This is a genomic window from Herbaspirillum sp. Her2 (genome assembly GCF_057961375.1).
Genome location: NZ_CM176331.1, coordinates 2870520 through 2883084, shown reverse-complemented (window position 1 = coordinate 2883084; position 12565 = coordinate 2870520). Strand labels below are relative to the sequence as shown.

At 64.4% G+C, this 12565-nt stretch carries 10 protein-coding genes; 5 read left to right on the top strand and 5 right to left on the bottom strand.

Going from position 1 to position 12565, the window contains the following annotated elements:
• Positions 1-6: 6 nt before the first annotated feature.
• The 3 genes from ACWHXP_RS13115 to ACWHXP_RS13105 form a co-directional block, all read right to left on the bottom strand.
• Positions 7-1020 (bottom strand): ABC transporter substrate-binding protein, encoded by a 1014-nt coding sequence (locus tag ACWHXP_RS13115; protein ID WP_489635801.1) that lies wholly within the window; start codon positions 1018-1020, stop codon positions 7-9.
• Positions 1021-1042: 22 nt separating this feature from the next.
• A complete protein-coding gene (atzF, locus tag ACWHXP_RS13110; RefSeq protein WP_489635802.1) occupies positions 1043-2872 on the bottom strand; it encodes an allophanate hydrolase in 1830 nt (609 codons plus the stop codon).
• Between the two features lie 266 nt (positions 2873-3138).
• Positions 3139-3864 (bottom strand): 16S rRNA (uracil(1498)-N(3))-methyltransferase, encoded by a 726-nt coding sequence (locus ACWHXP_RS13105; protein WP_039788649.1) that lies wholly within the window; start codon positions 3862-3864, stop codon positions 3139-3141.
• A 163-nt stretch (positions 3865-4027) separates the two neighbouring features.
• On the opposite strand from ACWHXP_RS13105, the gene tkt reads away from it, so the two are divergent.
• The 3 genes from tkt to gap all read left to right on the top strand — a co-directional run bounded on the left by tkt (position 4028) and on the right by gap (position 7815).
• Complete coding sequence (gene tkt, locus ACWHXP_RS13100) at positions 4028-6067, top strand: transketolase (RefSeq protein WP_489637741.1); 2040 nt, start codon at positions 4028-4030, stop codon at positions 6065-6067.
• A 14-nt stretch (positions 6068-6081) separates the two neighbouring features.
• Complete coding sequence (locus ACWHXP_RS13095) at positions 6082-6609, top strand: GNAT family N-acetyltransferase (protein ID WP_198516518.1); 528 nt, start codon at positions 6082-6084, stop codon at positions 6607-6609.
• Between the two features lie 192 nt (positions 6610-6801).
• Positions 6802-7815 (top strand): type I glyceraldehyde-3-phosphate dehydrogenase, encoded by a 1014-nt coding sequence (gene gap, locus ACWHXP_RS13090; RefSeq protein ID WP_034329725.1) that lies wholly within the window; start codon positions 6802-6804, stop codon positions 7813-7815.
• 51 nt (positions 7816-7866) lie between these two features.
• Here gap and ACWHXP_RS13085 read toward each other — a convergent pair whose 3' ends face one another.
• The gene (locus tag ACWHXP_RS13085; RefSeq protein WP_166675533.1) at positions 7867-8043 is read right to left on the bottom strand and encodes a hypothetical protein; all 177 of its coding nucleotides are present in this window, start codon (positions 8041-8043) and stop codon (positions 7867-7869) included.
• On the opposite strand from ACWHXP_RS13085, the gene ACWHXP_RS13080 reads away from it, so the two are divergent.
• Both ACWHXP_RS13080 and ACWHXP_RS13075 read left to right on the top strand, forming a co-directional pair.
• Positions 8042-8557 carry a hypothetical protein gene (locus ACWHXP_RS13080; RefSeq protein ID WP_034329726.1) on the top strand — a complete coding sequence of 172 codons (516 nt, stop codon included), beginning with the start codon at positions 8042-8044 and terminating at the stop codon, positions 8555-8557. The genes ACWHXP_RS13085 and ACWHXP_RS13080 overlap by 2 nt on opposite strands.
• 179 nt (positions 8558-8736) lie before the next feature.
• Positions 8737-9465, top strand: a complete 729-nt coding sequence (locus tag ACWHXP_RS13075; protein WP_034329731.1) for a class I SAM-dependent methyltransferase — start codon at positions 8737-8739, stop codon at positions 9463-9465.
• 90 nt (positions 9466-9555) lie between these two features.
• Here ACWHXP_RS13075 and glnE read toward each other — a convergent pair whose 3' ends face one another.
• Complete coding sequence (glnE, locus tag ACWHXP_RS13070) at positions 9556-12270, bottom strand: bifunctional [glutamate--ammonia ligase]-adenylyl-L-tyrosine phosphorylase/[glutamate--ammonia-ligase] adenylyltransferase (RefSeq protein ID WP_489635803.1); 2715 nt, start codon at positions 12268-12270, stop codon at positions 9556-9558.
• Positions 12271-12565: the final 295 nt, after the last annotated feature.

Here is a 12565-nt window from a genome sequence, read left to right as displayed (position 1 = left end):
ATGGCCTCAGCCCTTGTAGATCAGGTTGTCGACCACGATGCGTTGCGAGAACACGCCCTTCTCGACGAACAGGTCGTAGAACTTCTGGAAGTAGGCAAGGTCGCTGGGCTTGAATTCGTTGTAGAGCATGTAGGCCGCCAGCGGCACTTCATTGGTGAGCGAACCTTCGATGGCGGTATAGCCCTTCAGGTAGGTGCGGGCCTGGTCCGGATTGCTGCGCACCAGCTCGATGCCGCGCGCATAGGCGGCGATGTACTTGCGCGCCAGTTCCGGATTCTTCTTGATGAATTCGGTGGTCAGCGCAGCAGCGCCACCGTGCCAGGGGGCCATCGGATCGCCCAGGATGTACTTGGCGATTACGCCTGCTTCCAGCACGCGGGTGGTGTTGTTCATGCGGCCCACGGTGCCGGTCGGTTCCAGCGTGTAGGCGGCATCGACCTGGCCGGCCGCCAGCGAAGCGACGTGCTGGCCGATGGGCAGTTCAACTACGGTTGCGCCAGTGGCACCGGCGCGTTCGAGTACCGTCTTGGCCAGGGTGACGTTCTGGATGCCGGGGCCGGAAGCGATCTTCTTGCCCTTGAGGTCGGCGATCGATTTGACTGGGCTGTCCTTGGGCACCAGGAATTCATCCAGAACGTATTTGGCATTGCTGGGATTGGTGGCGAAGATCTTGAACAGGCCCGGCTGGGCGATCTCGCCGATGGCCAGGTTGCCGGCCCCGGTGCCATTGGCCGAGCCATCGGCGCGGCCTGCCAGCATGGCTTCCATCACCTGCTGGGCGCCGGCGAATTTGAGGACTTGCACTTCCAGTCCGGCCTGCTTGAAGTAACCCGCTTCCACGGCGGCGTAGAAGGGCAGCCCGGCGGCCACCGGCCAGTAGCCGATGCGGATGGGCACCGTCTGCGCGCGGAGAATGGCCGGCGCACCCGCGATGGCGGCGGTGGCGGCGACGGCACCTGCCTTGGCGATGAAGCTGCGGCGGTTGGCATCGTGGACAGCGGTGGGGTTGTTCTTTTTCATGAGCAGCTCCGTGGTGAGGGTGTCAGTTCAGCGAATGGAGGTAGTTGACCCAGCCGCCGTGGTGGGTGATGTCGGTCGCGCCGGCAATGCCGGCCGGCTCGCAGATGAAGCCCTTGACGCTGCTGCCGTCGGCCAGCTCCACCGTGCCGATACCCAGCGGGGCCGGGATGGCGGCGACGAAGCCGCCGAACTGGCGCAGCGGCATTTCCCACACTTCCACTGCGATGGCGGCGCCGGCGCCTTCGGTGCGGGCCAGGCCAGGCTTGGGTGGGGTGGTACCCGCCAGGGCGTAGAGACGATAGTGGGCGGCGGTGCGGGTGACGGCCACGCGGCGCGCACCGGCTTCCAGCAATTGCCAGTTCAGGGGCTGGCCGGCCAGGTGGGCGCCGACCACGCAGACCTTGATGGTGCTTTCATTGAAGGGCAGCGGGGTGGCCGCAATGGCATCGGCTTGCGCCGCGCCGCCCAGTTGCTGCTGCAGGCGTGCACCGGCTTCCGCCAGCAGGTGATCGGCACCGGCCGGGCCGATCAGGGTGACGCCGGCGGGCAGGCCATCGCGCCGCCATACGGCGGGGATGGCCAGGGCCGACATGTCCATCAGGTTGACGAAGTTGGTGTAATGGCCCAGCTGCGCATTGCGTACCACCGGATCGGCCTCGACTTCGGCGATGGTGGGGAAGGTGGTGGTGGTCGGCACCAGCATCAGGTCGCTGCCTTCGAGCAGGTTTTCGGCCTGGCGGCGCAGGTCGGCCAGGCGGTACTGGGCGTTGAAGCTGTCAACGGCATCGTAGTCATAGGCCTGGGCGGTGATCTGGCGCACCACGGGGTGGATGGCTTCCGGGTTCTCCAGGAAGAAGTCGCCCAGCGCTGCGCGACGCTCGGCCACCCACGGGCCCTGATAGAGCAGCTGCGCGGCCGCGCTGAAGGGGGCGAAGGGGATCTTCGCCAGGCTCACGCCGGGGAGGGCGGCGATTTGCGCCAGGCTGCGTTCCCAGGCTTCCTGGGCGATGCTGTCGCCAAAGAATTCACATTGCTCGGGAATGGCGATGCGATAACCCCGCCGCTTCACGCCCAGCATGGTGGGGCGGCGCGAATAGCCATCCTCGGCATCGAAACCGGAAGCGCTGTGCAGCACGCGCCAGGCATCGGCCACGTCGTGGGCGAAGATGGAGATGCAATCCAGGGTGCGGCAGGCCGGTACCAGGCCGCGTGCGCTGATGAGGCCCTTGGTCGGTTTCAGGCCGACCAGGTGATTGAAGGCGGCCGGCACGCGGCCCGAGCCGGCCGTATCGGTCCCGAGCGAAAACATGACCTGGCCAAGCGCAACGGCCACCGCCGAACCCGAGCTGGAGCCGCCGGAGACATAGTCCGGCTTGATGGCATTGCGTACCGCGCCGTAGGGGGAGCGCACGCCGACCAGGCCGGTGGCGAACTGGTCCAGGTTGGTCTTGCCCACCAGCAGCGCGCCAGCGGCCTGCAGGCGCTGCACCACGGTGGCACTCTCGCTGGCCAGGCGGCCGAATTCGGGACAAGCCCCGGTGGTGGACATCTCGGCCACGTCGATGTTGTCCTTCACGGCGAAGGGGATGCCGAACAGCGGCATGCTCTCCAGCACGGCTTCGCCCTTGATCTGCAGCATCAGGTCCAGCGCGGCGGCCTGTTGTTTCAGTTGTTTGGACGGCACCCGGCTGATCCAGACTTCATCGCGTCCGGCGCTCTCGATGCGGGCCAGCAGTTCGGCCACCACCTTGCCGGGTGTGCTGCGGCCTTCTCGATAGGCCGCCAGGGTGGCGGCGATGGTGGTCGGGGCGGCCTCGGGGGCAGCTTGCTGCAGGGCATGGGAGGTGGTCATATTGGATATTCAAACTTGAATACAAGATTGAATATATTTAAGCAGGAGGCGTGCCAGCTCCTCCGTCACGCGGCTGAAAAACGGGAAAAGGCTTCACCACGCGGGTTTGCGAGGTGAAGTGCCGTAAGGCAAGTTGTGCGAGGGGAAATGAAGAGTTTTGTTAGCGAGACAAAATGGGGAGGCGTGCGCCGAACTTGGACGTCCGTAGTGGCGGCCTGCACGGGAATCAGGCAGACCGCCGGAAAATTACCCGAATGAAGCTTTCTTCAAAGCTCCCCCCACACCGCATTCAAGGCAGCCAGTGCCGCCAGCCCGGCAGTCTCGGTGCGCAGTACCCGGCTGCCCATGGACAGCATCAGCGCGCCCTGGGCGCAGGCCAGGTCTTCTTCTTCCTCGCTGAAGCCGCCTTCAGGGCCGACCATGACGGTCACGGCCTGCGGCGGATGGTGGCGCGCCCAGCCTGACAGCGGCTCGGTCCCGCGCGGGGAAAGCAGGATGCGGCGATGCAGGTCGCTCTGGGCGATCCAGCGCTTGAAGTCGGTGACTTCGCCCAGGTGCGGCAGGCGATTGCGGCCGCATTGCTCGGCGGCAGCATGGATGATGCCTTGCCAGTGCGCCTGCTTCTTCTCGGCCCGGTCACCCGAGAGCCGCACCACGCAGCGCTGCGCGGCCAGCGGCTGGAGGGCGGTGGCGCCCAGTTCCACGGCTTTCTCGACGATCCAGTCCATCTTCGAACCTTCAGGCAGAGCCTGGGCCAGGGTCAGCGCATAGGGCAGTTCGGCCTCACGGGGTGAAAAAGTCTTCACTTCGGCGTGGGCGCGCTTCTTTTCGAGGGTGCTCAGGCTGGCGGTGTATTCGCCGCCTTCGCCATTGAACAGGGTCACGGTATCGCCCGGTTGCAGGCGCAGCACCTGGATGTGATGGGCAATCTGCTCGGGCAGGACCAGGGCGGAGCCGATGCCGAGGGGGTGCGGGAAGTAAAAGCGGGGCATGGGGCAGGGTCCTGGAGAAAGAAGATCAAAAAGACATGAAAAATATTGTCAGTCCGGTCAGGGGCTGGTCCCGAATTTTAATCCCCCCGGCGCACTCTGGTAAAATACGGGCCCGCGCCGTTACCCGGTCTTCCGGGCCGGCGCATTGGCTTGAACATCCGATTTGTGCGCCTGCGGCGCCCCCAGCACAGCAAACTCTGACCTCGACATGATTTCCACTCTCCCCACCGACAAGATGGCCAACGCGATCCGCGCGCTGGCGATGGACGCAGTACAAAAAGCCAATTCCGGACACCCGGGCATGCCGATGGGGATGGCCGAGATAGCAGTGGCCCTGTGGGCCAAGCACTATCGCCACAATCCGTCCAACCCGCACTGGGCCAACCGCGACCGATTCGTGCTCTCCAACGGCCACGGCTCCATGCTGCAGTACGCACTGCTGCACCTGACCGGCTACGACCTGTCGATGGACGACATCAAGTCCTTCCGCCAACTGCATTCCAAGACCGCCGGCCACCCGGAAGTGCACATCACCCCGGGCGTGGAAACCACCACCGGTCCGCTGGGCCAGGGCATCACCAATGCAGTCGGCATGGCGCTGGCTGAAAAGCTGCTGGCCGCCGAATTCAACAAGCCCGGCCTGGCCGTGGTCGATCATTACACCTACGCCTTCGTCGGCGACGGCTGCCTGATGGAAGGCATCTCGCATGAAGCCTGCTCGCTGGCAGGCGTGCTGAACCTGTCCAAGCTGATCGTGCTGTATGACGACAATGGCATCTCCATCGACGGCCACGTCGAAGGCTGGTTCAAGGACGACACCCCGAAGCGCTTCGAAGCCTACGGCTGGAACGTCATCCCGGCCGTGGACGGCCACAACGTCGAGGCCGTCAGCGCCGCGATCCACCAGGCCAAGCTGGCCGACAAGCCGACCCTGATCTGCTGCCGTACCGTCATCGGCAAGGGCTCGCCCAACCTGGCCGGTACCGACAAGGTCCACGGCGCCGCCCTGGGTGACAAGGAAATCGCCGCCGTGCGCGAAGCGCTGGGCTGGACTTCCGCTCCGTTCGAAATCCCGGCGGATGTTTATTCCGCCTGGGATGCCAAGGCCACCGGTGCCGACTTCGAAGCGAACTGGAAGCAGACCTTCGACAGCTACGCCGCCCAATACCCGGCTGAAGCCGCTGAACTGCTGCGCCGCCTGAAGGGCGAGCTGCCGGCCGCGTTCGAATCGACCGTGACCGCCTACATCAATTCCACGCTGGAAAAGAAGGAAACCATCGCCACCCGCAAGGCCAGCCAGAACGCCATCCAGGCTTACGCGCAGGCGCTGCCGGAATTCCTGGGCGGCTCGGCCGACCTGACCGGCTCGAACCTGACCAACTGGAAGGAATCGGTGGCCGTGCGCGCCGACCAGCGCGGCAACCACATCAACTACGGTGTGCGTGAATTCGGCATGAGCGCCATCATGAACGGCATCGCCCTGCATGGCGGCTACCTGCCCTTCGGCGCGACCTTCCTGACCTTCTCCGACTACAGCCGCAATGCCCTGCGCATGGCGGCCCTGATGAAGACCCGCGCGCTGTTCGTGTTCACCCACGACTCCATCGGCCTGGGCGAAGACGGCCCGACTCACCAGTCGGTGGAACACGTCTCCAGCCTGCGCCTGATCCCCAACCTGGACAACTGGCGTCCGTGCGACACCACCGAAACGGCCGTGGCCTGGGCTGAAGCGATCAAGCGCCACGATGGTCCGAGCACCCTGATCTTCTCGCGCCAGAACCTGCCCTTCCAGGAGCGCACCGACGCCCAGGTCAAGGACATCGCCCGTGGCGGCTACGTGCTGCGCGATGCGGCCGATGCCAAGGTGATCCTGATGGCCACCGGTTCCGAAATCGAACTGGCCACCAAGGCCGCTGACGCCCTGACCGCTGAAGGCATCGCCGTACGCGTGGTGTCGATGCCCTCGACCGACGTGTTCGACCGCCAGGATGCAGCCTACAAGGCCTCCGTGCTGACCCGCGGCGTGCCGCGCGTGGCCATCGAGGCCGGCGTCACCGCCTTCTGGCACAAGTACGTGGGCCTGGAAGGCGCCGTGGTCGGGATCGACACCTTCGGCGAATCGGCCCCGGCCGGCGTGCTGTTCAAGCACTTCGGCTTCACCGTCGAGAACGTGGTGGCCAAGGCCAAGGCAGTGCTGGCTTGAGCAGTCTGGTGTCCATGACTGAAGAAGTCCTGTTCCGCCGCGCCAGGAAGGGCGATGCGGCGTCGATCGCCGGCGTGCGCATCGACGCCTGGCGCGCCGCCTATCGCGGCCTGGTGCCCGACAGCTACCTCGATCACCTCAAGCCCGAGGAAAGCGTCAAGCTGTGGGAGCAGGTGCTGGAAGCGTCGTCGGACGCCGCCTGCACCTTCGTCGCCGAAAGCGGGGGCGAGATCATCGGCTTCGCTTCGGGCATGACCCTGGCCGAATCGCGTTTCGGCTGCGATGCCGAGCTGACCGCCATCTGCGTGCTGCCCGATGAGCAGCGCAAGGGGCTGGGCAAGCGGCTGCTGGCCAATGTGGCGGCCACCCTCATCGGTGCCGGTGCGACAGGTCTCATGGCCTGGGTGCTGAGCAAGAACGAAGGCGCCGGGGAATTTTTCGAGTCGCTCGGGGCCGAAAGGCTTTATGAACAAACGTTCACCTGGGATGATGGCAGTGAACTCGACGAGATCGGTTTCGTCTGGCGCAAGCTTCACTCCTGAGCGGGTGAGGGCGGCACGAGATTGAACGGCTGGATCAGCAGGGCAAAGAGGGACGGCAAGAACAACTGAACAAAAAGGCCGGAAAAGAAGGATCCATGTCCGATCGGCGGCCCCGAAGTGGGGCAAGCTGACGGCCTGGTCGCTTTCCCGACTACCGGTTTGCATTGATTTTTACTACTTGAGGAGAAGAGCATGGCAATTCGCGTAGCAATCAACGGTTATGGCCGCATCGGCCGCAATATCCTGCGCGCTCACTACGAAGGCGGCAAGAAGCACGACATCGAGATCGTCGCCATCAACGACCTGGGCGACCCGAAGACCAATGCCCACCTGACCCAGTACGACACCGCCCACGGCAAGTTCCCGGGCACCGTGACCGTGGATGGCGATTCCATCGTCGTCAACGGCGACCGCATCAAGGTGCTGGCCCAGCGCAACCCGGCCGAGCTGCCCTGGGGCGAGCTGGGTGTGGACGTGGTGCTGGAATGCACCGGCTTCTTCACCACCAAGGAAAAGGCCAGCGCCCACATCAAGGGCGGTGCCAAAAAGGTGATCATCTCCGCTCCGGGCGGCAAGGATGTCGATGCGACCGTCGTCTTCGGCGTGAACCACGGCGTGCTCAAGGCTTCCGACACCGTCATCTCCAACGCATCGTGCACCACCAACTGCCTGGCTCCGCTGGTGCAGCCGCTGCATGACAAGATCGGCCTGGAAAACGGCCTGATGACCACCGTCCACGCCTACACCAACGACCAGGTGCTGACCGACGTCTACCACGAAGACCTGCGCCGCGCCCGTTCGGCCACCCAGTCCATGATCCCGACCAAGACCGGCGCTGCCGCCGCCGTCGGCCTGGTGCTGCCGGAACTGAACGGCAAGCTGGACGGCTACGCCATCCGTGTGCCGACGATCAACGTGTCCATCGTCGACCTGTCCTTCGTGGCTTCGCGCGACACCACCGTGGATGAAGTCAATGCCATCCTGAAGGCCGCTTCCGAAAACGGTCCCTTGAAGGGCATCCTGACCTACAACACCGACCCGCTGGTCTCGGTGGACTTCAACCACAACCCGGCATCGTCCAACTTCGACGCTACCCTGACCAAGGTCTCCGGTCGCCTGGTGAAGGTGTCTTCCTGGTACGACAACGAGTGGGGCTTCTCCAACCGCATGCTGGACACTACCGTCGCCCTGGCCAACGCCAAGTAAGACGCGTGTTCTGACGCACCGGCCGGGGTTCCCTGGCCGGGAGCGTCAATTTCAGGGCTGTTTCGGCTTCTTTTCCTCGTATGCAAGCTTGCTTGCCAAGGTGAAAATAGTCGAATCAGCCTGCAAAAGGAGTGAAAGGCTGTTGCAGGCACCGCTTGCAATGGCCTTTTTTCCGTTTGCGCATTGCCTGTCCACAACAAGAGCAACCGACCCAATGAGGGAACGCATGTCAGCAAGCTCATCCCAGGCCCGCCGCCTGTTGGCCAACCTGGCCCTGATTTCCGCCGTCAGCTTCTCGCTGTCCGCGTGCGACTACATCAGCAGCTTTTCCAAGCCCAAGCAGACCCCGGAAGAAGCCAAGGCCGAAGGCATCGCCCTGGGCGCCGGCTGCCGCCAGGCCGGCCAGAGCCTGGAGGACTGCTACCAGCGCAACCCCGACGCCCTGAAGGCCGGTATCTTCACCGGCTGGAAGGACATGCACGAATACATGGCCGCCAAGGGCATCCAGACCGTGACCCCGCCCGCGCCTGCGGCGGATGCCGCCAAGGATGATGCCAAGTCCAAGGATGGCAAGGACGGCAAGGACAAGGACGCCAAGGACAGTGACCGCAGCCGCGCCCGTGAGCGCGACGCCAATCGCGACAACGCGCGTTCGCGTGACCGCGAAAGCTCCTCGTCCTCGCGTGACAGTGGCAGCGACCGCCGTGCCAGCCGCGAAGAGAAAACGCCGCCCAAGTATTGATCTCGCATGAACACTGGCCCGGGACAGTTGCAGTCCTGCTTGCCAGCCGGTAACATCTGATGCCCCGCAGGCGCTTGCCGGCGGGGCATTTTTCCATCAGCCGGCAGGGGGAACCGCCGGCGACCCGGATGCCAGCCGCCTCTGCCCGCGCATCCGGCCAGAACAACAAGCACAACGACATGAACTCACATTCACAGCCCTTGCCTCCGGCCATGCCGGAGCACGTCCCGGAGACCGCCTTCGGCCTCTGGTTCCTGCGTACACCGACCTGGACCCTGCACGTGCTGGAACGCGCCCTGCAAGATCTGGAGCGCCTCATTCCCGAGCGGCGCAGCAGCTATGCGGTGGTCGCCGACGTCGGCTGCGGCTGGGGGCGCTCGCTCAAGAAGCTGCACCAGCGCTTTGCCCCGCAGCGCCTGATCGGCATGGACATCGATCCGAACATGATCGCTGCCGCACGCAGCGAGACCGAGGCCGAGGGCCTGCGCGCCGAGTTCATCCAGTGCTCCAGCTCGCGCATGCGGCTGGAAGACAATAGCGTGGACCTGCTGTTCTGCCACCAGACCTTCCATCACCTGATCGACCAGGAAGAAGCCATTCGTGAGTTCTACCGCGTCCTCAAACCGGGCGGCATCCTGCTCTTTGCCGAGTCGACCAGGCGCTACATTCATTCGTGGATCATCCGCTTGCTGTTCCGCCATCCGATGGAGGTCCAGAAGACCGCCGGCGAGTACCTGGCCCTGGTGCGCAGCGCCGGCTTCGAGGTCGCGCCGGAGTCGATTTCCTATCCCTACCTGTGGTGGAGCCGGGAAGACCTGGGGATACTGGAACGCGTCTTCGGCATCAAGCCCAAGGCGGAGCGGGAAGAAACGCTGATCAACCTGGTGGCCGTCAAACCCATGAATTAAAGGGTTTCACGCACGATCCGGTGCAGATGAAGGGAAATGAAAAAACGAGAGGCAACTCTCGTTTTTTTCTTCATCCCGCCGGAAAGCAGATCAGCCGAAGACCTGCTGCCACAGCCGGATCACGCAAGCCCGTTCATGTTCCACCCGGATCGCATCGATGTGGGCGCGTTCCGATCCCTGCAGGCGGATCTGGTGCTGCAGCTTGCGGAACAGGCGGTAGGCATTGGCTGCTTCCGCCGCCAGCAGCGCATCAATCAGCCCGAGCTGGCCGGCCAGCTTGAGCAGGGCGATGTTGCCGATGTCGCCGGTCAGCTGCGGGTGGTCGCAGGCATGGCGCAGCACCAGGTATTGCACCATGAACTCGATGTCGATCATGCCGCCTTCATCGTGCTTCAGATCGAACATCATGCTGCGATTGGGATGAGCGTCGCGCATGCGGCGGCGCATCGACAGCACTTCCTCTTCCAGTTTGTTCACATCGCGCGGCTGGCGCAGTACACGCTCACGCAGTGCCTCGAAACGCTCGCCGATGGCGGCATCGCCCGCACAGAAGCGCGCCCGCGTCAGGGCCTGATGCTCCCAGATCCACGCCGCATTGAGCTGGTATTTTTCGAAGGAGGAGACCGGCGACACCAGCAATCCGCTGGCGCCATCTGGACGCAGGGCGATGTCGATGTCGAACAGGGTGCCGGCCGGGGTGTGGCTGGTCATCCAGGTGATGAAGCGCTGCGCCAGCTTGGCGTACAGGCCCGGGGCCTCCTGGTCCTCGTCGTCGTAGAGGAAGACCACGTCCAGGTCCGAGGCATAGCCCAGCTCCTTGCCGCCCAGCTTGCCGTAGGCGATCACGGCAAAGCGCGGTACCTCGACATGGCGCTGGGTGATGGTCTGCCAGATCGCTTCGAGAGTGACCTGGACCAATACGTCGGCCAGGGCCGAAAGTTCATCGGCCAGCTTTTCCACTGACAGATCCCCTTCCAGATCCTGCGCCAGCAGGCGGAACAGTTCGGCGTGATGCAGCTCGCGCAGGATGTCGAGCTGGCGTTCGGTATCGCCCTCGGCCGTGGCCAGCTGGCGACGGCAGGTGTCGGCGAAGGCATTCCAGTCGGAGGCGGCCTTGAGGTTGCGGTCGTCCAGCAATTCGTCCAGCAGCAGCGGGTGGCGCGTCAGGTAGGTGGCGGCCCAGCCGCTGGCACCGATCATGCGCACCAGGCGCTGCAGGGCGTAGGGATATTCGGTGAGCAGGGCCAGATAGGCGGCACGGCGGGCGATCGCTTCGAGGAAGTCGAGCAGGCGGCCCAGCGCCGGCAACTGGTCGTAATGCAGCGCGGCCAGCAGCGGCAGTCCATTGTTGATGACGGTATTGAGCCGGTTGCGGCTGGCCTCGGGCAGGCTTTGCATGCGCGGCGACTGCCAGGTCAGGTGCAGGCGGCGCGCACCGTTCTCGATGTCCTCCTCGGGGAAGCCGACCAGGCGCAGGGCGTCGGTGAGGCCTTCGAGATTGTCGTTCTCGCTCACCGCCACCGTGGGCCCATCGCTTTCGCCTTCGGATTGCTTGTCGGCGAAGATGGCATCGAACTGCGCGGCCACGATGGCACGCTGGTGTTCCAGCGCCTGCAGCAGTGCGGCGCTGTCGGCGTAGCCCATCATGTTGGCCACCAGCAGCAGGTCGTCGGGATTGACGGGGAGGGTGTGGGTCTGCGCATCTTCCAGGTATTGCAGACGATGCTCCAGGTCGCGCAGGAAGGTGTAGGCGTCCAGCAACTGCTCCACCACGTCAGGAGCCAGCAGTTCCTTGGCCGCCAGCGTGCGCAGGGTGGCGCGGGTGGAGCGGTCGCGCAGCTCGGCATCGCGTCCGCCACGGATCAGCTGGAACACCTGGCTGGTAAATTCGATTTCGCGGATGCCGCCCCGGCCCAGCTTGACGTTGTTGCTGCGGTCGGGGTGGAGGGCTTCCTGGCGCTTGACCTCGGCGCGGATCTGGCCGTGCATGGAGCGCAGCGCATCGATGGAACCGAAGTCCAGGTAGCGGCGGAAAATGAAAGGCCGGCTGATTGCTTCCAGAGTGGCGATGTCTTCCTCGGTGCCGGTCAGCGCCCGGGCTTTGGTCCAGGCGTAGCGCTCCCATTCGCGGCCCTGGCGTACCAGGTATTCCTCGACCATGTTGAAGCTGGCCACCAGCGGCCCGGAGTTGCCGTTGGGACGCAGCGCCATGTCGACGCGGAAGGTGAAGCCATCTTCAGTGATTTCGGCCAGCGCACCGATCAGCTTCTTGCCCAGGCGGACGAAGAATTCATGGTTGGAGAGCGATTTCTGACCGGCCCCGGCTTGCGTATCGCCATCTTCCGGGTAGACGAAGATGAGGTCGATATCGGAAGAAACGTTCAGTTCACCCCCGCCCAGCTTGCCCATGCCCAGCACGATCATTTCCTGCGGGCGTCCTGATTCTTCACCCAACGGGGTGCCATGGAGGGCGGTCTGTTCCTGCATCAGGGCCGCCAGGTGGGTCTGCACGGCGAAATCGGCAAAACCGGTCATGGTGGCCACCACTTCGGCCAAGTCGGCGCGGCCATCCAGGTCACGCGTGATGAGGCTGCAGATGATCAGGTTGCGCAGACGCCGCATGGCGGCCGGCAGGCTCAGGCCGGCTTCCAGGTCGCGCGCCAGGCGCTGCTGCATGGCCTCGCGGTCCATGGGCTGGCGGGCGGCCTCGGCCACCAGGGCCGGGCGGGCCGGATCAGCCTGGGTCCAGCGGGTGTAGTAGCGGGAAGTGGAGGCGTCGACCAGGGAAGGATGATGAACAGGCATAAGAGACCGCAAAGCTCCGCGACAAGGTGTAAAAGGAAGAAAACCGCTGCTCCCCCGGCTTCAGGCCCGTCCCGCCGATGCCGACAATGCAGGCAAGGCGGAGGCCGGGGCAGGTTCCCCGGCATGCCAGCTGACTGCGGACTGACGATGGACGTAAAAAGGAGCGAATCCGGCGATTCTAGCCTCCCTTTTTAAACTTATCGCCGTTTTTGCCCCTCATAGCCCCTTTGCCAAGATGGCATGGGCTGGTTTTCCATGCGATCATGCTGCCTGCCCGATTCCATTTTTCTGCCGA